This window comes from Streptomyces sp. NPDC042002 (assembly GCF_055588305.1).
In genome coordinates, this window is record NZ_JBVJCT010000027.1 from 1 (window position 1) to 23,747 (window position 23,747).

Annotated in this window: 18 protein-coding genes and 1 pseudogene; 7 read left to right on the forward strand and 12 right to left on the reverse strand. The window is 67.7% G+C overall.

The genetic code is table 11. The features are described 5' to 3' along the window. Positions 1–143: 143 nt before the first annotated feature. Both ACZ6KY_RS29885 and ACZ6KY_RS29890 read right to left on the reverse strand, forming a co-directional pair. Positions 144–479 (reverse strand): hypothetical protein, encoded by a 336-nt coding sequence (locus tag ACZ6KY_RS29885; RefSeq protein WP_469313375.1) that lies wholly within the window; start codon positions 477–479, stop codon positions 144–146. Then, on the reverse strand, positions 476–739 hold the full coding sequence (locus ACZ6KY_RS29890) for a hypothetical protein (RefSeq protein WP_469313376.1): 264 nt from the start codon (positions 737–739) through the stop codon (positions 476–478). Before ACZ6KY_RS29890 ends, ACZ6KY_RS29885 begins: the two co-directional genes overlap by 4 nt. Positions 740–920: 181 nt before the next feature. On the opposite strand from ACZ6KY_RS29890, the gene ACZ6KY_RS29895 reads away from it, so the two are divergent. After that, entirely contained in the window at positions 921–1,913 is a 993-nt protein-coding gene (locus ACZ6KY_RS29895) for a helix-turn-helix transcriptional regulator (protein WP_469313377.1), read from the forward strand. A 68-nt stretch (positions 1,914–1,981) separates the two neighbouring features. Here the strand turns inward: ACZ6KY_RS29895 and ACZ6KY_RS29900 are convergent, their stop codons facing one another. The 3 genes from ACZ6KY_RS29900 to ACZ6KY_RS29910 all read right to left on the reverse strand — a co-directional run bounded on the left by ACZ6KY_RS29900 (position 1,982) and on the right by ACZ6KY_RS29910 (position 5,782). Then, positions 1,982–3,046, reverse strand: a complete 1,065-nt coding sequence (locus tag ACZ6KY_RS29900; protein WP_469313378.1) for a helix-turn-helix transcriptional regulator — start codon at positions 3,044–3,046, stop codon at positions 1,982–1,984. 355 nt (positions 3,047–3,401) lie between these two features. Then, positions 3,402–4,076 (reverse strand): M15 family metallopeptidase, encoded by a 675-nt coding sequence (locus tag ACZ6KY_RS29905; protein ID WP_469313474.1) that lies wholly within the window; start codon positions 4,074–4,076, stop codon positions 3,402–3,404. A gap of 581 nt (positions 4,077–4,657) precedes the next feature. Then, a complete protein-coding gene (locus tag ACZ6KY_RS29910; RefSeq protein WP_469313379.1) occupies positions 4,658–5,782 on the reverse strand; it encodes a sugar ABC transporter substrate-binding protein in 1,125 nt (374 codons plus the stop codon). 281 nt (positions 5,783–6,063) lie between these two features. Between ACZ6KY_RS29910 and ACZ6KY_RS29915 the strand changes: the two genes are divergently transcribed. After that, entirely contained in the window at positions 6,064–7,734 is a 1,671-nt protein-coding gene (locus ACZ6KY_RS29915; RefSeq protein WP_469313380.1) for a PA14 domain-containing protein, read from the forward strand. Between the two features lie 67 nt (positions 7,735–7,801). Here ACZ6KY_RS29915 and ACZ6KY_RS29920 read toward each other — a convergent pair whose 3' ends face one another. From ACZ6KY_RS29920 to ACZ6KY_RS29940, 5 genes are all read right to left on the reverse strand, one after another. Next, positions 7,802–8,254 carry a heat shock protein transcriptional repressor HspR gene (locus tag ACZ6KY_RS29920; RefSeq protein WP_469313381.1) on the reverse strand — a complete coding sequence of 151 codons (453 nt, stop codon included), beginning with the start codon at positions 8,252–8,254 and terminating at the stop codon, positions 7,802–7,804. Between the two features lie 7 nt (positions 8,255–8,261). After that, a complete protein-coding gene (dnaJ, locus tag ACZ6KY_RS29925; RefSeq protein WP_469313382.1) occupies positions 8,262–9,455 on the reverse strand; it encodes a molecular chaperone DnaJ in 1,194 nt (397 codons plus the stop codon). 33 nt (positions 9,456–9,488) lie between these two features. Then, positions 9,489–10,148, reverse strand: a complete 660-nt coding sequence (gene grpE / locus ACZ6KY_RS29930; RefSeq protein ID WP_469313383.1) for a nucleotide exchange factor GrpE — start codon at positions 10,146–10,148, stop codon at positions 9,489–9,491. Further along, entirely contained in the window at positions 10,145–11,989 is a 1,845-nt protein-coding gene (dnaK, locus tag ACZ6KY_RS29935) for a molecular chaperone DnaK (RefSeq protein WP_355846512.1), read from the reverse strand. The genes grpE and dnaK overlap by 4 nt, the downstream gene beginning before the upstream one ends. Before the next feature lie 147 nt (positions 11,990–12,136). Continuing rightward, the gene (locus tag ACZ6KY_RS29940; protein WP_469313384.1) at positions 12,137–13,252 is read right to left on the reverse strand and encodes an MraY family glycosyltransferase; all 1,116 of its coding nucleotides are present in this window, start codon (positions 13,250–13,252) and stop codon (positions 12,137–12,139) included. Positions 13,253–13,518: 266 nt separating this feature from the next. Here ACZ6KY_RS29940 and ACZ6KY_RS29945 point away from each other — a divergent pair, with 266 nt between their 5' ends. From ACZ6KY_RS29945 to ACZ6KY_RS29955, 3 genes are all read left to right on the forward strand, one after another. Further along, positions 13,519–15,810, forward strand: coding sequence for a (Fe-S)-binding protein (locus ACZ6KY_RS29945; RefSeq protein ID WP_469313385.1), 2,292 nt, complete (start codon positions 13,519–13,521; stop codon positions 15,808–15,810). Between the two features lie 326 nt (positions 15,811–16,136). After that, a complete protein-coding gene (locus ACZ6KY_RS29950; protein ID WP_469313386.1) occupies positions 16,137–17,630 on the forward strand; it encodes an FG-GAP and VCBS repeat-containing protein in 1,494 nt (497 codons plus the stop codon). Between the two features lie 331 nt (positions 17,631–17,961). After that, positions 17,962–19,035, forward strand: coding sequence for a Yip1 family protein (locus ACZ6KY_RS29955; protein WP_469313387.1), 1,074 nt, complete (start codon positions 17,962–17,964; stop codon positions 19,033–19,035). Positions 19,036–19,223: 188 nt separating this feature from the next. Here the strand turns inward: ACZ6KY_RS29955 and ACZ6KY_RS29960 are convergent. Further along, a pseudogene (locus tag ACZ6KY_RS29960) lies at positions 19,224–19,313 on the reverse strand (phosphoribosyltransferase); the annotation flags it as partial. A gap of 70 nt (positions 19,314–19,383) precedes the next feature. Between ACZ6KY_RS29960 and ACZ6KY_RS29965 the strand changes: the two are divergent. Then, complete coding sequence (locus ACZ6KY_RS29965; protein ID WP_469313388.1) at positions 19,384–21,054, forward strand: recombinase family protein; 1,671 nt, start codon at positions 19,384–19,386, stop codon at positions 21,052–21,054. Positions 21,055–21,786: 732 nt separating this feature from the next. On the opposite strand, the gene ACZ6KY_RS29970 is transcribed toward ACZ6KY_RS29965, so the two are convergent. Next, on the reverse strand, positions 21,787–22,203 hold the full coding sequence (locus ACZ6KY_RS29970) for a hypothetical protein (RefSeq protein ID WP_469313389.1): 417 nt from the start codon (positions 22,201–22,203) through the stop codon (positions 21,787–21,789). 775 nt (positions 22,204–22,978) lie between these two features. Between ACZ6KY_RS29970 and ACZ6KY_RS29975 the strand changes: the two genes are divergently transcribed. Continuing rightward, positions 22,979–23,527 (forward strand): hypothetical protein, encoded by a 549-nt coding sequence (locus ACZ6KY_RS29975; protein WP_469313390.1) that lies wholly within the window; start codon positions 22,979–22,981, stop codon positions 23,525–23,527. The last annotated feature ends 220 nt before the right edge of the window (positions 23,528–23,747 follow it).

Below are 23,747 nucleotides of genomic sequence, written 5' to 3' on the forward strand. Positions count from 1 at the left end.
CCCCCCCCCCCCCCCCCCCCCCCACCCCCCCCCCCCCCCCCCCCCCCCCCCCCCCCCCCCCCCCCCCCCCCCCCCCCCCCCCCCCCCCCCCCCCCGCTGCGGGGGGAAGTACCTGCGCGATCTACTACGACGGGGGAATCGCGTCAGGCACTGCGGGGGGTGGCTGCGATGGTCTCGACGTCAGGGACGTCCGGTCCGGCCAGCTGGTGGTCACGCTGGTCGAGGTTCACAAAGATCATTCCGTAACGGATGGCGCACCGGACGGGCTGCGGCGCCCCCCGAGGCCGCCGCAGACACCGGTAGGCCCGTACGTCCTCGTCGTCGTCGCGGGTGACGACGACGGGCTCCCCGAACACGGTCACCATCAGCGAGTCGCCGCTGTAGGGGATGGCGGTGACCAGGTCGATGAAGTGCCAGCCGGATCGGTAGGCGGTGGCCATTTCTCGGCGGAAGGAGCGGTCGTCGGGGGGAATGGTCATGCTTCTGCGCCCGCGGGGATGATCGTCCAGCCGCTGTCGCCCGGGTCCACGGCGGCTTCGACGTGGGTCCAGCCGCTGTCGCCCTGGACCGTCGCCTCGACGTGGGTCCAGCCGCTGTCACCCTGGACCGCCGCCTCGACAGCGGTCCAGCCGCTGTCCGCCGCGGTCGCCTTCACGCTGGTCCAACCGCTGTCCAGGGCGGCCCTCGTCCGGGCACCCCCGGCATCAAGACCCGAGCCCCCCAGGGCGCCGGACGCCACAGCGACAGAGAAGACTGCGGCAAGCACTGAACCAAGCAATCTCGCTCGCATAGTCGGCTTCGTCCTCACTTGATGGAATCTTCTCCCCCGTCGTCACAGACGATGGCTCATTCAGGCACGTCAATGCCACAGGAGCGATGCATCATGTTCCTGCACGTTCAGGACCCTGGGGGGTGGAGATTTGACCACAAAGAACTCACAACCGACACATCCCCACGCTGTCACCACGTTGTGTGACGAAGGAGCACGCCTTTACGCCAGTGCGCTGCACTCCGGCCGCATCACTCGGGTCGAAGTGGAAACAGCCCCTTGCCTCTTGGAGTTCGCACTGCTTCATCCCGATCCCGACGACGAGAAGTGGCTGCGCCCCGTTCCGCCGTCCGTCGCGCTCGCCCAACGCCTTCAGCCCCTGGAACGGGAGATCCAGGAACGCCGGCGGCTGGCGATCGAACTGACCGACTCCTTCGATCCGTTCATCGCGATCAGCACGCAGAGCGCGGCGAGCATCCACGCGATCACCGTCCTTGAGGGATTCGACCGGATCAACGCGGCACTCAATTCGGCCACCGCCGAGTGTCACACGGAGATGCTGACGATCCAGCCGGGCGGCGGCCGCCCCGCCGACGCCCTCATGCAGGCGCTGGAGCGCGACAGGCCGCTCACCGACCGCGGGGTGCGCATCCGCACGCTGTACCAGCACACCGCACGGCACAGCCAGGGCACGCTCGCCTATGTGGAGCGCATATCCGGCGGCCGGATCCAGGTCCGCACCCTCGAGGAACTCATCGAGCGGCTGATCATCTTCGACCGGACCGTCGCCTTCATACCGGCCAGCGACGACCGGCGGGTCGCCCTCGAACTCCGTCACCCCGGCCTGGTGCTGTACCTGAGCAAGGTCTTCGAGCAGCTCTGGCAGCGCGCGGTCCCGCTCACCGAGGACGTCCCGAACGATGTCGGCCCCAACGGCATCACCGGCGTACAGCGTTCCATCGCCAAACTGCTCATCGAGGGGCACGTGGACGAGGCAATAGCCCGCCGCCTGGGCATGAACGTCCGTACCTGCCGCGCCCACATCGCCAAGCTGGCCTCCGCCCTCGGCAGCGGGAGCCGGGCTCAACTCGGCTTCCTGATAGCGCAGTCGGGACTCCTGGACCAGCCCGAGGGAGGGGAGTGACCCCGGCTGCCGTCAGACCGCCGGCCCCGTCTCCCCGGGCGGTGGAAGCCGGACCCGGCCCGCCGTCCTCAACGGCCGGTCGGGGATCCGCGGTCGGGGACCGCGGGGGCTCCCGAGACCACCTCCGCGACGGTGACCGCCTCGAGTCCGGGGGAACGCTGAGGCCCGTCCAGCCCCGCCTGAGCGATCCGCACGCCCAACTGCGTCCGGCTCGCCGCGCCCAGCGTCTCCGACAGCCGGGCGATGTGCGCCCGGCACGTCCGCACGCTGATGCCCAGGCGTTCCGCGACGACCGCGTCCTGGTGGCCCTCGGCCAGCAGTGCCGCGATGGACCGCTCCCGATGGGTGATCCCCTCGATGCCCGTCGCGGGCATCGGCGAGGTCAGCGGGATTCCCAGCCGCCACAGCCGCTCGAAGACCGTCACCAAGTAGTCGACCAGCGCCGGGTGGCGCAGCTCAAGGGCGATCGTGCGGTCGGAGTTCGCGGGGATGAAGGCGACCGTGCGGTCGAAGAGGATGAGCCGTTCGACGACCTCGTCGAGGGTACGGGCCTCCGCCGCGTCGCCCATCAACTCCATGTAGTTCAACAGGCCTTGGCCGTGCCGGGCCACGTGGGTGTACAGATCGCGCATGCGTACCCCGCGCCGCCGCATCTCCAGTGCCCGGTGCAGGCCCTCGACGAGTTCGTCCTCGCGCCGGATGCCGCCCGGCTGCACCGTCAGGACCTCACGGGTGCACTCCTCGGTCGCCTTGTCCATGGCGGCGTGGATCCGCGGCAGCCCGTCGAGGACACGGATCGCCACCCCTTCGGCCGGCGCCCGCACCCGGCCGCCGAGGCCCGCGTACCACTCGAAGGCCGACACCGCGTCGCCCACCCGCGCCTGGCTCGCGCTGACTTCCTCGTACACACCGCGCAGGAGCCGGGTCATGACCTCCTGGGGCGAGGTCGGCACCAGCCAGCCCATGTCGTCCGGATCGGGGTGCAGCAGCGCCAGTTCCAGCAGGCAGGGCACCGCCTCGGCGTCCTCGCGGGGCACCCGGCCACGCCGCACGGCCCGGGAGTACACCCGGTCGCCCGCATCGCACAGTCGGTCAGCGCCGTGCGGATGCCTGTCCGTCCCGTGCCCGGCCATCTCCCACCCCTGGCTCCAGCTCCAACCCCTGGCGTGCAGCCCCGCGTCAGGGCGTCCTCCGCAGCGCAACTATGCGCGGACGCGTCCTGCATCGCAACAAGGCTGTATCACCCAGCGGCGTCCGTTCGCCCCGTCCCATCCGCATAAAGCACGACCTCCACCGCACTCGCTGCAACAAGCTGAAGGGGGTGTCACCCGGACGTCCGCCGCATCGCGGAACGGCCCGTGTGAGCACGCCGGGCCACGGCCGGGCCTCGGCGCCCGAGGCACAACTACCTTTGTTATCGCGGAACTTGGGATGGCACGGATGGTGTCCCCGGAGCCGAAGGCCACGCCGCGGACGCCGAAGCGGAGGCTACGAGGGGCCGACGGCCGTGACAGAAAGTTCACGGGGACCGTAGATCGCGTGAGCGGCACCCGTGGCGAGCGCCCAGTAACGGTCGCCGTAGGACCAATGCCACCACTCGGTCGGGTAGTTGACGAGGCCCGCGGCGGTCAGCGCGTCGGCCAGGAGCCGGCGGTGGGCACGCGCCGTCCCGCCGATGCCCTCCGCTGCGGTGTAACAGGCGCCGTCGCTGTCCTCGGGGTTCGCGTTCACGCGCGTACCCATGTCCAGTTCCCGGCCGTCGGCGTCCACGAGGGTGAGGTCGACGGCGGCGCCCGCGCTGTGCGGGGCGATCTCCGGCGGGGACACATAGCGGCTCGCCGCGTCGCGCAGGCGCCCGGCGTCCCACTCGGGGTGGTCCGCGCGCAGTCCGGCGGCGTACCGGTCGAAGTGGAGCCGCTGCGTCGAGGGCGGGCGGTAGCCCTCGACGAACAGCAGCCGCACACCGTCCGGCAGCAGGTCCCCCGCCGCCACGAGCCGGTTCAGCACCCCTTCGCGCAGATGCGCGTACGCCCCGGTGTCGTCGCCTCTGCGGGCGTCGACGGGGAACGGGTCCTCCGTCCGTACGTCGAGGAGCGGCTCGCCACAGTCCACGACGGGTATCGCGGCGATCTTCGGGTCGGACATCAACACGATCGAGGGCATGCGGGGATCATGCCGGATCGGCGCGTACGGCCCCAGGGGGGCGCGGGAAGTCCGGGTGCGCGCCCGGGCCAGGGCGCGCGGGTGCCGTGCGGTCAGACGGCCGCACAGGTCCCCTGACGGGCCCCGGGCCGCCCGCCACCCGGTCGTCCGGGCCCGGGCCCCGTGCCCGTCGCGCAGGGAGGCGCCGGGCGGGGCGGGTCGGTCGCGCAGGGCGCCGGTCGGGGTACCCGCCCGAGTGGTCGCCGAGACGCCACCCGGAGTGCCCGCCGAGGTGTCCGCCTGGGCGCCCGCCAGAATGGCCGCCGAGGCGCCGCCCAGGGTGCCCGCCGAGGCGCCGACCGGAGTAGCCGCCAAGGTGTCTGCCTGGGCGCCAGCCGAGGTGTCTGCCGGAGTGGCCGCCGTGGCGCCAGCCTGGGTGCCAGCCGGAGTAGCCGCCAAGGTGTCCGCCTGGGTGCCCGCCCAGGCGGACACGGAGCGGCCCCGGGTGCCGGTGCGCGCTCATGGCGCGCACCCGCAGCCGGGGCCGGAACCGTGCTGGTCCGTGCCCGCCGCCTCGGTCACGAGACAGCCGGGCGGACGTCCTACTTGATGCCGAGCGAGTTGCAGGCCGCCCTGTAGGGCGCCGTGCAGATCTGCTTGACGGTGTAGATGCTGTCCTGGACGACCGTGTTCTCGATGTTGTCCGTGGTGAGGTCCACCACGGGCACGAGCTGGGACGGGATGTCCTTGTTGGTGGGGCTGCTGACCTTGTCGCGGGTGAGCGCGTCGAACTCGATCGAACGGCCCTGGACCCGGGCGACCGCCATCTCGGCGGCGGCGCTGGCCTCCTGCGGGTACGACTTGTACACGCTCATGAACTGGTCGCCCTTGATGATCCGCTGCACGGCGACGAGCTCGGAGTCCTGACCGGTGACCGGCGGCACCTTGCTGACGCCCGCGGCCTTGAAGGCGTCGATGACCGCGCCCGCGATGCCGTCGTTGGCGGCGTAGACACCGGCGATGTTGCTCAGACCGATGTCCTGGATGGACTTCTCCATGTTGGCCTTGGCGTTGACCGGGTCCCAGTCCTTGGTGTCGTACTTGCTCGCGATGATCACCTTGTCCTGGAGCTCGGACATGGCGCCGGCCTTGAACTGCGCCGCGTTCGGGTCGGTCAGCGAGCCGTTCATCATGACGATCTTCTTCGAGGCCGAGTTGGTGCCCAGCGCGCCGACCAGGGCCTTGCCCTGGACCTCGCCGACCAGCTCGTTGTCGAAGGAGATGTACGCGTCGATCGGACCCTGCGCCAGACGGTCGTAGGCGATGACCGGGATACCGGCCTCCTTCGCCTTGCGGACGCCCTTCGCGATGGTCACCGAGTCCACCGAGTCCACGAGGATGACGTCGACCTTGTCGTCGACCATCTGCTGCATCTGACGCAGCTGCTTGGCGCCGTCCTGCTCGGCGTTGGCGTAGACGACGTCACCCTTGTGATCGGTGAGCTTCTGAACCTGCTCGCGGATGATCGGGTAGTCAAACTTCTCGTAACGGGTGTTCTCCTTCTCCGGAAGGAGCAGGCCCACCTTGATGTCGTCGCCCTTCGTGGGGCTTGCCGAGGTGCCGTTCCCGCCGAGTCCGACCATGCCGCAGCCCGAGAGGGTGACGGCCATGGCGGAGGACGCCAGGGATATGACGGTACGGCGGAGGCCGGTGTTACGAGTGTTCACATCAGGTGCCTTCCGGGCGAGGTTGCAGCATTGCGACCCAGGTGGCTGAAAGCCAACGCGGCGATCACCTCAGCGTCAAGGAGTAATCACTTAACGAGATGGCAACGGCGTTTCGTGTTCCACAAGTGAACACGACGGGAAAAGACTACGCCCATCCTTCCACCAATCCCCTCAGCTTCACCTTCTGTCATTCACAGGTACAACCAACTCCCGTGCGTGGGAGTCGTGATCGTCAACGGATTTTTAACCACCGTTGACGATCAGGCAGACAGAAGGAACGCATGACCAGAGCCACCGGCACGAAGGGCGCCCTCTCCTCGGCCCTCGTGCTCGCCATCGCGGGCGGACCGCTCACGGCAGTCGGCACAGCCGCCTCCGCAGTGACCAACTGCACATCGCCTTTCTATAAGCGGCAGTTCTACGCGAACACCGCATTCTCGGGCACTCCGAAAAAGACGGACTGCGACTCCGCGATCGACCAGAACTGGGGTTCCGGCGCGCCCGCGTCGGGTCTGCCCGCCGACAACTTCGGCGTCCGCTGGACGGTGACCCGCGACTTCGGCTCGGGCGGCCCCTTCACCCTCCCGCTCTCGGCCCAGGACGGAATACGGGCCTATCTGGACGACACACGCAAAGTCGACCTCTGGAAGAACGTTTCGGCCACTCAGTCAAAAACGGTCAACCTCACCATTCCGTCCGGAAAACACACACTGCGCGTCGATTTCGTCAACTGGACAGGCAAGGCAAACGTCACTTTCGCCTACAAACCCACCACTTCCCCCGGTGCCGACAAGATCAAGCCGCTTGTGCCCACGGGTTCTTCGGCCACGTACGACTCCGCCACGGGCAGGGCGAAGGTCTCCTGGTCCAAGAACCAGGAGATGGACCTCGCGGGATACCGCGTCCTCCGCCGCCTCAAGGGCAGCACCACGTGGACGCGACTGACCACCACGACCGCGACCTCGTACACCGACGCGCCCCTCCCGATGACCGGCGACACCTACTACTACGAGGTCCGCGCCTACGACAAGGCGGGCAACGAGTCCGCCGGCACGACGGACCGCCCGGTGACCACCGTCGACCGGACGGCGCCGGCGCGCGTCACCGGCCTGTCGGCCGAGGGCACCACCGCGGGCAACGTCCTGACGTGGCAGGCCTCCTCGAAGGACGTCGACCACTACGAGGTGTGGGGCGCGCCGCTCGGACAGAGCGACCCCGACGGTCCCCAGCCCGTGTTCGGGACGTCCTTCACGGACCCGGTCGCGCCGGTGGGGACCGGCTACCGGTACACCGTCCAGGCCGTCGACGGCGCCGGGAACATCTCCCCCGTCTCCGACGCCGTGACCGTCACGCGCCCGGAGGCGTCCACGGCGCCCGCGCCGTCCGCGCCCGTGGGCACGCCCGCCGACGCCTCCACCCACGTCACCTGGACCCCGGCGGACGATCCCGAGGCGCAGGTCACCGGGTTCCACGTCTACCGCCGTACGAGCCCTCAGGGCGCCTGGACCCTGCTGGGCGGCGCCGGAGCGTCGGCCGCCTCCTACGAGGACACCTCCGCCCCGAAGGGCGCCGCGTTCTACTACGTCGCCTCGGTCGACAGCGGGGGAGCCGAGTCGGCGCCCTCCGGGCAGGCCGCCGTCGACCGGCTGACCGCGGCCACCGCCACCGGACCCGCCGCGCCGCGGCTGAGCGTGGTCTCCGAAGGGGGTACGCGCTTCCCCATCACTGTCGGCGTGCGGCCCGGGACGGGTGACGAGGGACGGCTGCTGAAGGGGTACTCCTGGGACGTCTCCGGCGCCTGCGGCTTCAGCGGCACCCGGTTCACCGCGTCGGACACCCTCTCCTGGACCCCGCCGTACACGGGCCCGTGCACCGTCGCGGTCCGGGCGGTGGACGCCTACGGACGGGTGGGCGAGTCGGCCTCCTCCGTCGAGGTCATGGTCGGCCGCTGACCATGTGACGGCATGCGAAGGGGCCCGGAGGCCATCGGCCTCCGGGCCCCTTCGGGGTGTCCGGGTCCTACTCGGGCGACCGCTTGGGGCGCCACACCACCAGCGCGCTGGTCTGCTGGACCTCCTGGTACGGGACCAGGTCCCGGCGGTAGGAGGCGTGCACGGCGGCCTCGCGCTGCCGCATGGCGGCCGCGGCGCCGTCGAGGGCCGACTCCATCTCCGCGACACGGGACTGGAGCGCGGCCACCTGGTTCTCCAGCTCGATGATGCGCTTGATGCCGGCCAGGTTGATGCCCTCGTCCTGCGACAACTGCTGGACGGTGCGCAGCAGCTCGATGTCGCGGGCCGAGTAACGACGGCCCCGGCCCGCCGTGCGGTCGGGGGAGACCAGACCGAGCCGGTCGTACTGACGCAGTGTCTGCGGGTGCAGTCCGGAGAGCTGGGCCGCCACCGAGATGACGTAGACCGGAGTCTCCTCGGTCAGTTCGTACGGGTTGCGTCGACGACCGGTCGTGTCCATGGCTCCGTCATGCTCCCTTCGCGGCCTGGAACAGCTCCGCCCGCGGATCCTCACCCGCGGTCGCCTCGCGATACGCCTCCAGAGCGTCACGAGCCTTGCCGGACAGGTCCTGGGGAACCGTCACTTCGACGGTGACCAGGAGGTCGCCCCGCGTGCCGTCCTTGCGGACCGCGCCCCTGCCCCGGGCGCGCATGGTGCGTCCGTTGGGCGTGCCCGGCGGCAGCTTCAGAGTCACCGGGGGGCCGCCCAGGGTCGGCACCTTCACCTCGCCGCCGAGTGCCGCCTCCGCGAAGGTGACGGGCACGGTGACGGTGAGGTTGTCCTCCTTGCGGCCGAAGACCGGGTGGGCGTCCACGTGGACCGTGACGTACAGGTCGCCGGACGGGCCGCCCCGCTCGCCGGGCGCGCCCTTGCCGCGCAGCCGGATCCGCTGGCTGTCGCTGACGCCCGCCGGGATCCGGACCTGCATGGTCCGGGACGACTTGGCCCGGCCGCTGCCCTTGCAGATCTCGCAGGGGTTCTCCGAGATCAGGCCGCGGCCCTTGCAGTCCGGGCACGGGTCGGTGAGCGAGAAGCCACCGCCCGAGCCGCGGGCGACCTGGCCGGTGCCGACGCACGTCGGGCACACGCGCGGTGTGCCGTTCGCGTCGCCGGTGCCCGAACAGGCCTTGCAGGGCGCCTGCGAGGTCATGCGCAGCGGAACGGTCGCGCCGTCCACCGCCTCCGTGAAGGAGAGCGTGACCTCGGTGTCGATGTCCTGGCCGCGCCGGGGCTGCGTACGGGTGCCCGTGGTGGCGCCCCCGCGGTTGAACAGGCCCCCGAAGACGTCACCTATACCGCCGCCGAAGCCGCCGGCTCCTCCCGCTCCCTGGCCCTGGCCCTGGGCGCCGCCTCCGAAGAGGTCACCCAGGTCGAAGTTGAAGTTGCCGCCGCCGGCGCCGGGACCCGGCCGGAAGCCACCGTTGCCGAAGAGGGCGCGTGCCTCGTCGTACTCCTTGCGCTTCTTGGGGTCGCCGAGCACGTCGTTCGCCTCGGAGATCTCCTTGAAGCGCTCCTCGGCCTTGGCGTTGCCCTTGTTGGCGTCCGGGTGGAACTCGCGGGCGAGCTTCCGGTACGCCTTCTTGATCTCGGCCTCGGTGGCGTCCTTGGGGACGCCGAGGACCTTGTAGAAGTCCTTCTCGATGAAGTCCTTGGTGCTCATCCCCGACGTCCCTCCTCCCTCGTCCGTTCAAGCTCAGCCCTCGTCCGGGCCACCGCTCTCCTTGTCCTCGACCGCCTCGGCCGATTCCTCGGCCTTGACCGTCTGCGCCCCGGGCTGCGGCTCGGCGACGGCCACCCGCGCGGGGCGGATGGTGCGCTCGCCGAAGCGATACCCCGGCTGCAGAATCGCCACGCACGTCGTCTCCGTGACGTCCGGCGCGTACGAGTGCATCAGGGCCTCGTGGATCGTCGGGTCGAAGGGCTCGCCCTCCTTGCCGAACTGCTGGAGCCCCATCTTCGCCGCGACGGTCTCCAGCGATTCGGCGACGGACTTGAATCCGCCGACGAGCTCGCCGTGATCCCGCGCGCGGCCGATGTCGTCGAGTACGGGCAGGAGCTCGGTCAGGAGGCTCGCGACGGCGACCTCCCGGACCGCGATCCGGTCGCGCTCGACACGGCGGCGGTAGTTCTGGAACTCGGCCTGGAGCCGCTGGAGGTCCGCGGTGCGCTCGGTGAGCGCCATGCGGGCCTGGTCCAGCTGGGCCGTCAGGCCGACCAACTGTGCTGCTGCGTCCCCGTCCGGGGCCGCCGCCCCCTCCGCAGAGGGGGTGGCGGACTGCGGCTCGGCGTCGTCAGAGGTGGCGCCGGAAGGGACGTCGGGCTGCTCTTCGTAGCCCGGGGTCTCCTCCGTCACGCGGCACCGTCCCGGCGGTCCTCGTCGACGATCTCGGCGTCGACGACATCGTCGTCGGCCTTCGGGGCCTCGGCGCCGTGGGCGTCGCCACCCGCGGCCTGCGCGGCCTGGGCGTCGGCGTACATGGCCTGGCCGAGCTTCTGCGAGACCGCGGCGACCTTCTCCGTGGCGGTGCGGATCTCGGCGCTGTCCTCGCCCTTGAGCGCGGCCTTCAGCTCCTCGACGGACGCCTCGACCTCGGTCTTGATGTCGCCGGGGACCTTGTCCTCGTTGTCCTTGAGGAACTTCTCCGTCTGGTAGACGAGCTGCTCGCCCTGGTTGCGGGTCTCGGCGGCCTCGCGGCGGGCGTGGTCCTCGTCCGCGTACTTCTCGGCCTCCTGGCGCATCCGGTCGACCTCGTCCCTCGGCAGCGAGGAGCCGCCGGTGACGGTCATCTTCTGCTCCTTGCCCGTGCCGAGGTCCTTCGCGGTCACGTGCATGATGCCGTTGGCGTCGATGTCGAAGGCGACCTCGATCTGCGGGACACCGCGCGGGGCCGGCGGCAGACCGGTCAGCTCGAACATCCCGAGCTTCTTGTTGTACGCCGCGATCTCGCGCTCGCCCTGGTAGACCTGGATCTGCACGGACGGCTGGTTGTCCTCGGCCGTCGTGAAGATCTCGGAGCGCTTGGTCGGGATCGTGGTGTTGCGCTCGATGAGCTTGGTCATGATCCCTCCCTTGGTCTCGATACCGAGGGACAGCGGGGTCACGTCGAGGAGCAGGACGTCCTTGACCTCACCCTTGAGGACACCGGCCTGGAGGGCCGCGCCGATGGCGACGACCTCGTCCGGGTTCACACCCTTGTTGGCCTCGTTGCCACCGGTCAGCTCCTTGACGAGCTCGGCGACGGCGGGCATACGGGTGGAGCCGCCGACGAGAACGACGTGGTCGATCTCGGACAGCTGGATGCCGGCGTCCTTGATGACGTTGTGGAACGGCGTCTTGCAGCGCTCCAGAAGGTCGGCCGTCAGCTGCTGGAACTGGGCGCGCGTGAGCTTCTCGTCCAGGTGCAGCGGGCCCTCGGCGGAGGCCGTGATGTAGGGCAGGTTGATCGAGGTCTCGGTGGACGAGGACAGCTCGATCTTGGCCTTCTCTGCGGCCTCACGCAGACGCTGGAGCGCCATCTTGTCCTTGGCGAGGTCCACGCCGTGACCGGAGCGGAACTGCTGCACCAGGTAGTCGACGACGCGCTGGTCCCAGTCGTCACCACCGAGGTGGTTGTCACCGTTGGTGGCCTTCACCTCGACGACGCCGTCACCGATCTCCAGGAGGGACACGTCGAACGTGCCGCCACCGAGGTCGAAGACGAGGATCGTCTGGTCGTCCTTGTCGAGGCCGTACGCCAGGGCGGCGGCGGTCGGCTCGTTGACGATACGAAGGACGTTGAGACCGGCGATCTCACCGGCTTCCTTCGTCGCCTGACGCTCGGAGTCGTTGAAGTACGCCGGGACGGTGATGACCGCGTCGGCCACCTTCTCGCCCAGGTACGCCTCCGCGTCGCGCTTCAGCTTCTGCAGGATGAAGGCGCTCATCTGCTGCGGGTTGAAGCTCTTGCCGTCGAGCTCGATCTTCCAGTCCGTGCCCATGTGACGCTTCACCGAACGGATGGTCCGGTCCACGTTCGTGACCGCCTGGCGCTTGGCGACCTCGCCGACGAGCACCTCACCGTTCTTCGCGAAGGCGACGACGGACGGCGTGGTCCTGGCGCCCTCGGCGTTGGTGATGACGGTGGGCTCGCCGCCCTCCAGAACGCTGACGACCGAGTTCGTCGTGCCCAGGTCGATGCCGACCGCACGTGCCATTTCAATTCCTCCAACAATGACTTGAGTGGAACGGACTCAAGTGTGCACGACACCCGCCTCCCGGTCAACAGACATGAGCCTCAGGGGCTCAACTCTTATCCGCTCCTTACACGCATGGCGGCTCTGACCTGCTCCTTTCGCGCAGAGTCAGTGCACCTTCACCGGCCCCGGAGCCTCCGGACGGGGCCGTCCGGGTCTGCCCAGAGATCTCGGGGCGGGTCCCCCGGGCGCGGGGATCGCATGCGGATGCGGGCGGCGCGGGCGGGGTCCCGGACGCAGGGCCCCCACGACGGCGACCAGCGCCACGGCACCGGCCGGCCACCAGGCGGCTCCCGCCCCCAGCCACCCGAGATCGATGAGCAGCCCCACGAGCGCACCCGCGAACGCGGCGAGCCCCGTCACGACCATGACCCCCTGCCGGGTGAGCCCGGCCCGCCGCAGCCGGTGCGCCAGATGGTCCTGCGCCGGGCGCAGCAACGGCCGCCCCGCCCGCCGCCGCGACACGAGGACGAGGACGGCGTCGGCACTGGCCACGGCAGTCAGCGCGAACCCGGCGCCGAACCCGGGCCCGGCGGGCCGCTCGGCGTGCACCTGAACGACCGCCGCGGCCAGCACGAACCCGGCGAACAGCGAGCCGCACCGCCCCGGCGCGATCCGGGCCGGAGGCCATCCGTGCATCAGGAAGCCGGTGAGGGCGGCGGCCAGCACGCTGAGCAGCGCCGCGAGCCCGTCCATGATCTCGGCGGCCGCGCACCCGCTGAGCGCGAACGCGGTGATGACGCCGACCGTCCCCATCACCCCGTCGGCGTGGTCGAGCGAGCGGAAGGCCTGCGTGACGAAGACGATCCAGGCCACGGCCAGCGCCCCGGCGGGCATTCCCAGTTCGTCATAGGGGACGGTCAGCGCGGCGGCGACCGCGACACCGGCGGCGCACACCACGGGGGGCACGGGCAGCAGATCGGCGGCCAGGCCGAGCAGGGCGACCACGATCCCGGCGACCAGCAGCCGTCCGGCCTCCGGCCCGAGCGGGGCGGCGCCGGTCCAGTCCCCGGCCCAGCCGACGAGCGCCGTCCCGCCCACCACGGCCACCCCGCCGAGCAGGGGGACCGGCCGCCCTCTCCCGGGCGCCCGGGGTTTCGCCCGGCGCGCGGGAAGCCCCGTTCCGTCGACCGCGCCGAAGCGCAGGGAGAGCGACCGCAGCAGCGCGGCGAGCGCGGCGGTCAGGAGCAGAGCGGCGGTGGCGGCCGTGATTCCGTACAGCACGTCGCCAATTTAGGGGTAATTGTCACAGTATTGGGTGAATAACACGATCGGGTTTACGTGTCCTGCCGCCCCTGGGCGAACCGGACCTTCTGCCCGGCCCCCGCACGGCCACTCAGGCTTCCCTCAGCGACGCAGATCACCGCACCTCTGGCTACAGTGCGGCGGAGGAAGTGGGTAGTCTCAGACGGACTGCATAAGTTACCGCTTAGTAATCACCTTCGAGGTCACTCTCGAAGCAACACCTCGCAGGCCCGAGGAGCCCCCGAATGCAACTCGCCGCGATCATTGTGTCGCTGGTCCTGACCGTGGTCGGCGTCGCGCTGATCGCGCGGGCCGTCGCGCAGATCTACCGGTTCATCAAGCTCGGCCAGCCCGTACCCGCCGGCAGCCGCACCGACGACTGGAAGGCCCGCAGCGTCACGCTGGCCAAGGAGTTCGTCGGCCACACCCGTATGAACCGGTGGGGGATCATCGGCGTCGCGCACTGGTTCGTGGCCGTCGGCTTCCTGACCCTGGGCCTGACGATCGTCACGGCCTACGGTCAGCTGTTCAAGGCCGACTGGACGCTGCCGATCGTCGGCGGCTGGCTCCCGTACGAGCTCTACACCGAGTTCATCGCGCTGTTCACGACGCTCGGCATCATCGTGCTGATCGCGGTCCGCCAGCTGAACCGGCCGTCGAAGCCGGGCCGCAAGTCGCGCTTCGCCGGCTCCAAGACGGGCCAGGCCTACTTCGTCGAGGCCGTGATCCTCGTCATCGGCCTCGCGATCATGACCCTGCGCGGCCTGGAGGGCGCGATCCACGGTGTCGACCACTACGAGGCCGCGTACTGGGCCTCGTACCCCCTGGTCGCCGCCTTCAAGGGCCTGAGCTACGGAACGCTGCAGAACCTGGTCTACCTGACCGCCATGATCAAGCTCGGCGTCACCATGGGCTGGGCGATCACGGTCGGCCTGAACACCAACATGGGTGTCGCCTGGCACCGCTTCCTCGCCTTCCCCAACATCTGGTTCAAGCGCGACGCCAAGGGCGCGACCGCCCTCGGCGAGCTGCTCCCGATGACCAGCGGCGGCAAGGCCATCGACTTCACCGACCCCGGTGAGGACGACGTCTTCGGCGTCTCCCAGGTCGAGCAGTTCTCCTGGAAGGGCCTGCTCGACTTCTCCACCTGCACCGAGTGCGGCCGCTGCCAGTCGCAGTGCCCCGCCTGGAACACCGGCAAGCCGCTCTCCCCCAAGCTCCTCATCATGTCGCTGCGCGACCACGCGCACGCCAAGGCCCCGTACCTGCTGGCCGGCGGCGGCAAGAACATGGAGGGCGAGGAGAAGGCGTCCGAGGAGCAGCTCAAGGACGTCCCCGCGGCCGCCCTCGCCGAGGCCGAGCGCCCGCTGATCGGCACCGCGGAAGAGAACGGCGTCATCGACCCGGACGTCCTGTGGTCCTGCACCACCTGCGGCGCCTGCGTCGAGCAGTGCCCGGTGGACATCGAGCACATCGACCACATCGTCGACATGCGCCGCTACCAGGTGATGATCGAGAGCGCGTTCCCGTCCGAGGCGGGCACGATGCTCAAGAACCTGGAGAAGAAGGGCAACCCCTGGGGGCTGGCCAAGAAGCAGCGGCTGGAGTGGACCAAGGAGGTCGACTTCGAGATCCCCGTCGTCGGCCGCGACATCGAGGACCTCAGCGAGGTCGAGTACCTGTACTGGGTCGGCTGCGCCGGCGCTCTGGAAGACCGCGCCAAGAAGACGACGAAGGCCTTCGCCGAGCTGCTGCACATGGCGGGCGTCAAGTTCGCGATCATGGGCGGCGACGAGAAGTGCACCGGTGACTCCGCCCGCCGCCTCGGCAACGAGCCCCTGTTCCAGGAGCTCGGCATGGAGAACGTCGCGGCACTGAACATGGCGTTCGGCGAGGAGACGGACGACGAGGGCAACACCACCCCCGAGTCCAGGAAGCCGAAGTCGGCGAAGAAGATCGTCGCCACCTGCCCGCACTGCCTCAACACCATCGGCAACGAGTACCCGCAGCTCGGCGGCGACTACGAGGTCATCCACCACACCCAGCTGCTCCAGCACCTCATCGACGAGGGCAAGCTGCTCCCGGTGACTCCGGTGGAAGGGCTCATCACCTACCACGACCCGTGCTACCTGGGCCGCCACAACAAGATCTACACGCCCCCGCGCGAGATCATGTCCGCCGTCCCGGGCCTGCGCCAGCAGGAGATGCACCGCCACAAGGAACGCGGCTTCTGCTGCGGTGCCGGTGGCGCGCGGATGTGGATGGAGGAGCGGATCGGCAAGCGCATCAACAACGAGCGTGTCGACGAGGCTCTGTCGCTGAACCCCGACATCGTCTCCACCGCCTGCCCGTTCTGCCTCGTCATGCTGACCGACTCGGTCAACGGCAAGAAGAACGACGGCCAGGCCAAGGAGTCCGTCCAGGTCGTCGACGTCGCCCAGCTTCTCCTCGACTCCGTCAGGACCCCGGTCGAGGAAGAGCCCCCGGCGGGCGCGGCCGAGTCGGAGAGCGAGCCGGAGCCCGAGCCGGTGAAGTAGCCGGCCCCGGCCGGCCCAGCCGTCCGACAGGACTGTCCGACCCGGCTGTCCGCCCCAGCCGCCTGACCCGGCTGTCAGGCGCAGCCGGCCGCCCTGATCCGATCGGTACGACCGACACCCCCGTGCTCTCCGGAGCGCGGGGGTGTCGCCGTGTCCCGAGAGCGAAAAAAACCGAACTCACGTACAACCCTTACCTGCCACCAGCGGTCTCCTGTTCGCCGATCAGTCAGTGAACTGCCGTACAACTCCAGGCGAACACAGACGCTCGGATCCCATTGACAGGGGACGCGCGCCCAGCGTCCCCGCATGCCGCAGGAGAATCCCGCATGCATATGCGTCACCCGCACCACGTGCGACTCGCCCTCGCGACGGCAACGGCTGCCGCGCTGACGGGCGGTCTGCTCACCTTCTCGGCCGCGACCGCGACCGCCGCGGACTCCACGACGGTCCCGCAGGCCGACTTCAACGGCGACGGCATCGGCGACGTGGCCGTCTCGGCGCACGGCGCCTACGTCAGCGGTCACTCGGGCGCGGGCCAGATCGTCGCCCTCTACGGCACCGCCACCGGCGTGTCGTCCGCCAAGCGCTCCACGATCAGCCAGAACACCACCGGTGTCCCCGGCACCGCCGAGGCCGGGGACGGTTTCGGCGGTGAGACGGCGTACGCCGACTTCAACAACGACGGGTACGACGACCTCGCCGTCGCCTCCCCCTGGGAGAAGGTCGGCACCGACACCAACGGCGGCGCCCTCGCCATCCTCTGGGGCTCCGCGAGCGGCCTCACCGGCAAGAGCGTCGACGTCCCGGACCCGTCCCCCTCCTCGCACGACTACTGGGGCAAGGACCTGGCCGCCGGCGACTTCGACGGCGACGGCAAGGCCGACCTCGCGGTCGGCAGCTCCGCGAGCACGATCTACGTCTACAAGGGCGGCTTCAGCACGGCCGGCACCCCCGGGGCCCGTACGACGATCAAGCCCCCCATCCAGTCGGGCACCAACGACCACCCCTACGGCCCGCTCAGCCTGACCGCGGGTGACGTGAACGGCGACGGCAGGACCGACCTGATCGTCGACGGCTTCGAGACGCAGACCGACATCGGCTGGAACACGAACTACTACGTGCCCGGCACCGCGAGCGGTCTGAGCGTGGCGTCCGCCAAGGCCCTCAAGCCGGGCATGATCACCGCCGTCGGTGACATCAACGGCGACGGCTTCGGCGACATCGTCAGCGGCGCGGGCTGGGACGCCACCACGGACGACGGGCTCGAGCTCCCGGACGCCTCCAACGGCGGCCAGGTGAACATCACCTACGGCTCGGCGTCCGGCCCGGCCGGCACGACCGAGGTCACCCAGAACAGCGGCAGCGTCCCGGGCACCTCGGAGAAGGGCGACGCCTTCGGCTGGGACCTGGACATGGGCGACGTCAACGGAGACCGCTACCAGGACCTGGTCGTCTCGACCCCGAACGAGGACATCGACGGCGTCACCAACACGGGGATGGTCACCGTCCTGTACGGCTCCGCGACCGGCGTCAACGTCTCCTCCGGCACCCAGGCGTTCGCGCAGAGCACGGCGGGTGTCCCCGGCAACGACGAGAAGGGCGACCTGTTCGGCGCGGACGTCAAGCTCGACGACGTCAACGGCGACGGCAAGGCCGACCTGCTCGTCGGCTCGTACGAGAACGCCGCCAACGGCGCGGTCACGTACCTCCCCTCGAACGGCAGCAAGATCACCACCACCGGCTCCCGCACCGTCTCGCCGAGCACGTCGGGCGTCTCGACGTCGGGCACCCCGCAGTTCGGCGCCATCTTCGCCGACTGACCGAGTTCACTCCCAGGGCTGATCCCGGTCACCCCCGAACGGCCGAACTGTCGAACAGCCGAAGTCGTTTCATACGGTCGACGTTGTTTCGTACGGTCGAGGTTTCGAACAGTCGAAGTTTCGAACCGATGCTCGCGCGGCGACCAGGCCACTCGCCCCGAGGGGCCGCCCGTCCCCGGGTGGCCCCTCTCCCCGCACGCCGGGCCCGTACCGCTCACGGGCCCGGCGTGCCCCCTCTTTACTGTCTTCCGGGGTCCCGACCCTCCCCGCTCTCCGCGCATTCCGTCGAACAAGCGCTCCCGTAAGGGCCGCCCGGAGTGCCCCTTAGGGGATGTCACAGCTCGGACCCAATGCCCGGCCCGTTGCCCCGGGCCCGGCACGTCACTCTTCGGGACCAGGTACGTTCGATAACGTGGCTGGATTCAGGATCGGACGCGGCGGCCGGGACAACCGTGCCCCGCAAGCGCGACCGCAACAACAATCGCCGTACGGGCAGGCACCCCAGGGACGTGGGCAGCAGTCCCCCCAGGGGGGCGGGCAGCCGTCCTCCCAGGGAGGCGGGCAGCAGCCGTACGGCTATCCGCCCGCGCCGCCGCAGCCGCAGTACGGGGGACAGCCGCCGTACGGCGGACAGCAGGGCGGTCAGCCCTACCGCGGCGGACAGCAGGGCGGCTGGCCCCAGGGCGGCGGGCACGGCGGCGGACACGGCGAGCCGGAGTACTTCGGCGACGGTCACCCGCAGCAGGGCCCGGACCCGTACGCCGCGAACAGCCCTGGCCACACCCAGGCCTTCTCGATCGGCGAGGACCCGTACAACCAGGGCGAGACCTACCGTGCGGGCCAGGCGGCCGCGCCACCGGTCGGCCCGCGGCTGCACTGGAAGGACCTGCTCAAGGGCATCGTGACGGCCCCCAACCGGACCTTCCTCCAGATGCGCGACTACACGATGTGGGCCCCGGCCCTGATCGTGACGTTCCTCTACGGCCTGCTGGCGGTCTTCGGCTTCGACGGCGCCCGCCAGGACGCCATCAGCGCGACGCTCTCCAACGCCGTGCCGATCGTGCTGACGACCGCCGTCGCCCTCGTCCTCAGCACGTTCGTCCTGGGCGTGGTCACCCACAGCCTGGCCCGCCAGCTCGGCGGCGACGGCGCCTGGCAGCCCACGGTCGGCCTCTCCATGCTGATCATGTCCATCACGGACACCCCGCGGCTGCTCTTCGCCATGTTCCTCGGCGGCGACGCGTCCTTCGTCAAGCTCCTCGGCTGGATCACCTGGGTCGCCGCGGGCGCCCTGCTGACGCTGATGGTCGGCAAGTCCCACGACCTCCCGTGGCCCAAGGCCCTCGCCGCGTCATCCATTCAGCTGATCGCGATCCTGTCGATCATCAAGCTGGGCACGTTCTAGCGGCCTCCGCGCTTCCCGTACAGGGCTCACGCAGAGGCCCACGCAGACAGACAGACGACAGACGAGAGGGGCTCCCGGCACCAGGCCGGGAGCCCCTCTCGCGTTCCAGCGTTCCGGTCTGCCGTGTCAGACCTGCCATACCTGTCAGACCCGTCAGACACGGCATCCCGTTGGACCTGTCGGACCTGTCAGAGCGCGTCCTTCGACGGAGTGATCGGCTCGCCGGCCTTGCGTACCGGAGGGAGCACGCTCCAGGGGAAGTTGATCCACTCGTGGGTTCAGACTTCTTCCACACGCGCCTAGACTGGCTCCGCAGGCACACACGGTTGAGGTAAGGGAGCCAGGGCGTTGTACAAGCTGGAGACAGGTATGCGGGTGCTCCGCGTCCGCCGCATCAGCCGCGACACCGAGTCAAGTAGCTCGTTGGACCGCCAGCAGGAGCAGCAGACAGAAGCCCTCAAGGGCACCGGCTGCATCGTCGTGGACGACGTGGTGGACGCCACGGTGTCCGGGAAGATCAACCTTGATGACCGGCCCAAGCTGGGCAAGTGGATGAAGCAACCACTGTGGCACGAGTGGGACGCAATCATGGTCACGTCCTTGGACCGGATCACGAGAAACCAGGCTCACTGGGAAGCATTCGCCGAGAGATGCCACCAGGGCGGCAAGGAGATCATCTGTCTCGATGATCCTGCACTGGACATCCACACCGGCGTAGGCCGAGTGGTCGCCTATATCAAGGCATCCCAAGCCCAGGCATACCGAGAGGCAATCTCAGAGAAGCGCATAAATCAAAACGTCTCGTTCAGGGCGGCGCGACTTTGGGCAGGCGGCACATGGCCATTCGGCTACCGGCCGGTGCGCGTCAGCCATGAAGGAAAAGAAAGGTTCAAGCTCTTTCTTGACCCGGTGACTTCCGAACTGGTCCGAGAAGCCTACGAGCGGATCATCAACGACGAATGGTCACTCGGCAAGATTGCCCGCGACTGGAACGCGCGCGGAGTCCTTACTCCGAAGGATTACCAGCGGAGCGAAACGGCGATTACCAAGGGGCTCACTCCGGAGATCAGGGGAAGCAAGTGGTCCTCCAGTAACCTCGGAGCGATTTTGAAAAAGCCAGCCGTAAAGGGGCTGGCCATGCATAACGGTGAGTCCTTTAAAGAACATGGGATGGATGTCAGGTGGGCTGACCCGATCCTGACAGATGAAGAGTTTGACCGCCTCCAGGACGCATTGAAAAACATGGGAAAGAATCGAAGTGGCATCAGAGGCAACACCAATCCGATTTCAGGACTCGCGCTTTGTCCGTGCGGCTGCCGCCTCTACCCGGAAGTCAGAAACAATGCCCGCAAGGACGGCACCACTAAGGCGTACCACGTATTCCGGTGTGGATCTCGAATCCTGAACGGCACCTCGTGTGGATTCCAACCCACCTGGCCTCAAGATGTTGTTCTCAACGAACTGGAGGAAAGGTTCCTCAAGGGATACGGCGAAACTGAGATGATCGAGCGCACTTGGATTCCAGGCAAGAACAACAGGAAGCGCATTAAGGAACTAAAGGCATCAATCTCGAATCTGACTGACGCAATCGGCCAGGCTGCCTCCGCTACTGTCATTTCCAGCCTGGTAGCAGCACAGGAAACCAACTCGGGAGAACTCGCGACGCTGGAAAAGGAACCCTTCGTTTCCGGGTACTGGAAAGAGATGGGCACCGGTAAGACGTACGGCGAGATGTGGGCAGGACTCCGGGGATGGCAGGAGCGAGGGCCCTTCCTCCGGCGGGCAGGGTTCCGCATCTTGCCCGTGAAATCCGAGGGAGAAGCATTCTTCGCAGTGATCGGCGACATGACCAGTGACGCGGCCGCCGCCGATTCTGAGAACCAGTTCGACTCGAAGGAGTACGACAAGGCCGTACACGCCGCCTACCTTCAGATGATGGGGGCCCCAGACGGCATCGCTGAGTCGGTGGAAGACCTCCGAGCACTCCCACTACTGAAGCAGGCTGAACAGACGGCCTGATCCCCAGAGAAGCCCCCGGTGTCGAGCCGGGGGCTTTCTCATGCCCGCACGAATGTCCTCACGAAAAATAAGGAATCCAGCATTTGGACAGATGCAGCAAAAGATGCCTCTTGCCCAGTAATACCAAGGGCACGTGATTGTGGTCACACACCCAAAATGACCTCTCGTCTACGGCTTTCAAATCCACGGAGACTCGTACAGGATGGAAGACCGTATGACGTCCCGAGCAGTGTGACGCAGATATCCGGACCCCCCCGCACCCCCTGGCACACATATGAGAACTCACGCACACTCTCAGCAACACCACGAAACGAGTGCTGCTAAAGCTTCCGTCGACATCATCGACAAACAGCCTGAGCGCTTGTCTAAGCGCCTTTCTCGCAGCCTTCGGGCTGGCACTCTCGCTCTCTTCTCTCAGTCGTTCAGATCAAAGCTCACGACGTTGTCGACAAGGCAGACCGAAGCCACTCGCCATAGGTCGACGGCCGGTACCGAAGGACGGGCCACAACGGCACCCCTGGGCGGCTCAGACCCCCGGAGTCAGGTGTTGGATGCCGGGGAGGCCCTGAGAGGGCGGCAGGGGGAGACGCGGGCCCCCGGGGGTCTTGCCGACAACCCACTACCCCAGACATGCCGAAGGGGCCGACTCCAGAGCCGACCCCCAGGGGTCTTACTGAGCACCCATCCGGCTACTCGATTCCAGTCGAAGAGAGGGGTCCCCTCCCCCTATCCCTATTCGAGGAATCCCAGCTCCCTAGCTTTATCCAAGTGATTCTCAATAGTGCGGACATCATCCGGCAGGAAATACGACATCCTCTCGGCCGGCTCCGTGGCCCCTGTTTTACTCATTGCCGCATAAGCGGCGGACAGAGCTTTGAGGTAGTCGTCATCTATTGAATCTTTTCCATCACTCCGATAATCCCTCACTATCCGTAGCGAATCGAGAGCCGCATTCATAGCGGATGCAGACTCTGGGGGATTCGGGTGTATGAGCTTCACCTCTCGAAGCACTGAGTTCGTGATGCCGTACTCGGCGGCTCCCGACTTGCCGGTTGTGATGTGCAGCTCCGAGGGGAACGGGCCTGCCTCCGTCCAAACGGCCCGCACGGTCCAGGGGCCGATCTGCTGTGTCGTCTCTGTGCTCTCCATGCCGATGACCGTACTCCCTGGCACAGGGCCTCAACTCATGGACAGCCATTGCTACTTGCTCGCCCTCCCCCTTACTTAGTTAGTTAGGTAGAGGGACACCTAAATAAGTCTGAGAGTCGGATCACAGAACTCCCTCTTGAATCGACATCAACATGTCCCGTACAGTTGAAATTAGGAGCACGGAAGGAGCCACAACCCGCTGGAACAAACCTCCACACCTAGGTGGGAGGAGCTGGAAACCGATGGTCTGCGAGTCATTGCAGGTCAGGAATTTGCGGACATGATGTCCACTAATTACTCCTTCGGTCGTGGACGCCCGTCTGTGACGCTATTCACCCGCCGTGCCGTTCTCCTGGTGGGGATGAACTGAAGTCACTCAAAGACTTTGGTTCAGTCGGCACGGCGGTCAAGTAGCTATGCAGAGGGGCGACCCCTGGAAGGCTTCGAATTACGGGCCATCACGGCCCAATATTCTTCACCCGTCGTTCTGTACTCCTGATGGGGATGAACTGAGTTCCCTAAAGGAACCCGGTTCGGCAGGTAAGCGTGCCGCTTGAATCGGATTGGTAACCAATCAGTATTCGTTCGGCCGTGGTCGACCTTCGATGACCATCTTCACCCCTGACTCACGAGTCGGCATCAAACGATGCTGGCTCTTTTTTAATGCCCAGACACTCGACATCAACCTTTCCAAACTGTTCGCCTGACCGACACACCTATCTGAGGCACCAGCCATCGCGGCCGGTGCCTTTTTTCATGCCCAAGGAGCCAACACATGAACAACCCTTGCGACCACTGTGATACCCACGATCTCTGGGACGGGATGCATAGCAAGAATGCCGACGGCACTGGGCCCATCGGGGAGCGGTACTGCCGGAATCGACAGGAGCCTGTCTCGCATCCTGAAAAGGTCGAGTCGGTACCTACTCCCGCTGAACCCGAGAAAGCCTCGGGGAAGGGAAGGCAGAGGCATCCGAACCCCTGGCCTAAGTCCGAATGGGAGAAGGAAGTCATGGGGTGCCCCGGTATCCCGCCGTCGAAGATGGCCGCACTTTGGTCAGTGGCTCGGTTCGCCGACTGGGGTACCGGCAAGGACTCCAAGCAGCGGCAAACAATCCTGGCTGCTGCTGCCAAGAAGACTCCTCGTGCAATCCGGAAGGATCTGGATTGGTGCAGGGAGGCCGGTTGGCTTTACCGGTACGCCACCGAACGGGGAGAGGGGAAGCCGGATATTTACTGGCTCACCGTGCCGTCATGCGGTCACGGGCACAGCTTCGATGACCTCTGGGACCGGTCAGAGGAACTGTCCCAGAGCAACCACTGACCAAAAAGTTCCCCCATAACCTTGGACATTAATAACCTTGGAGAACTAGAACCTTGGAGTTCTAGTTCTTACAACTGGAGATAGATAGGGATAGCTCGACTGAGGGGTCGAGCAGCTATGGCCGCTGTTTGGCGGCCAAGTAGATATCCATACCTCAGATGCAAGGGAACCTTTGAGGTTCCCGTTATGCCTTATCGGCCAGCGGAGAGAGCTGGCCTCT

What these genes read in the sequence shown, in the direction of transcription:
- ACZ6KY_RS29950 (WP_469313386.1), top strand. Translation starts at nt 16,137, where the DNA reads ATGCATATGCGTCACCCGCACCACGTGCGACTCGCCCTCGCGACGGCA.
- ACZ6KY_RS29975 (WP_469313390.1), top strand. Translation starts at nt 22,979, where the DNA reads ATGAACAACCCTTGCGACCACTGTGATACCCACGATCTCTGGGACGGG.
- ACZ6KY_RS29955 (WP_469313387.1), top strand. Translation starts at nt 17,962, where the DNA reads ATGTCACAGCTCGGACCCAATGCCCGGCCCGTTGCCCCGGGCCCGGCA.
- ACZ6KY_RS29905 (WP_469313474.1), bottom strand. Translation starts at nt 4,076, where the DNA reads ATGCCCTCGATCGTGTTGATGTCCGACCCGAAGATCGCCGCGATACCC.
- ACZ6KY_RS29945 (WP_469313385.1), top strand. Translation starts at nt 13,519, where the DNA reads ATGCAACTCGCCGCGATCATTGTGTCGCTGGTCCTGACCGTGGTCGGC.
- ACZ6KY_RS29970 (WP_469313389.1), bottom strand. Translation starts at nt 22,203, where the DNA reads ATGGAGAGCACAGAGACGACACAGCAGATCGGCCCCTGGACCGTGCGG.
- ACZ6KY_RS29915 (WP_469313380.1), top strand. Translation starts at nt 6,064, where the DNA reads ATGACCAGAGCCACCGGCACGAAGGGCGCCCTCTCCTCGGCCCTCGTG.
- ACZ6KY_RS29920 (WP_469313381.1), bottom strand. Translation starts at nt 8,254, where the DNA reads ATGGACACGACCGGTCGTCGACGCAACCCGTACGAACTGACCGAGGAG.
- dnaK (WP_355846512.1), bottom strand. Translation starts at nt 11,989, where the DNA reads ATGGCACGTGCGGTCGGCATCGACCTGGGCACGACGAACTCGGTCGTC.
- ACZ6KY_RS29900 (WP_469313378.1), bottom strand. Translation starts at nt 3,046, where the DNA reads ATGGCCGGGCACGGGACGGACAGGCATCCGCACGGCGCTGACCGACTG.
- dnaJ (WP_469313382.1), bottom strand. Translation starts at nt 9,455, where the DNA reads ATGAGCACCAAGGACTTCATCGAGAAGGACTTCTACAAGGTCCTCGGC.
- ACZ6KY_RS29885 (WP_469313375.1), bottom strand. Translation starts at nt 479, where the DNA reads ATGACCATTCCCCCCGACGACCGCTCCTTCCGCCGAGAAATGGCCACC.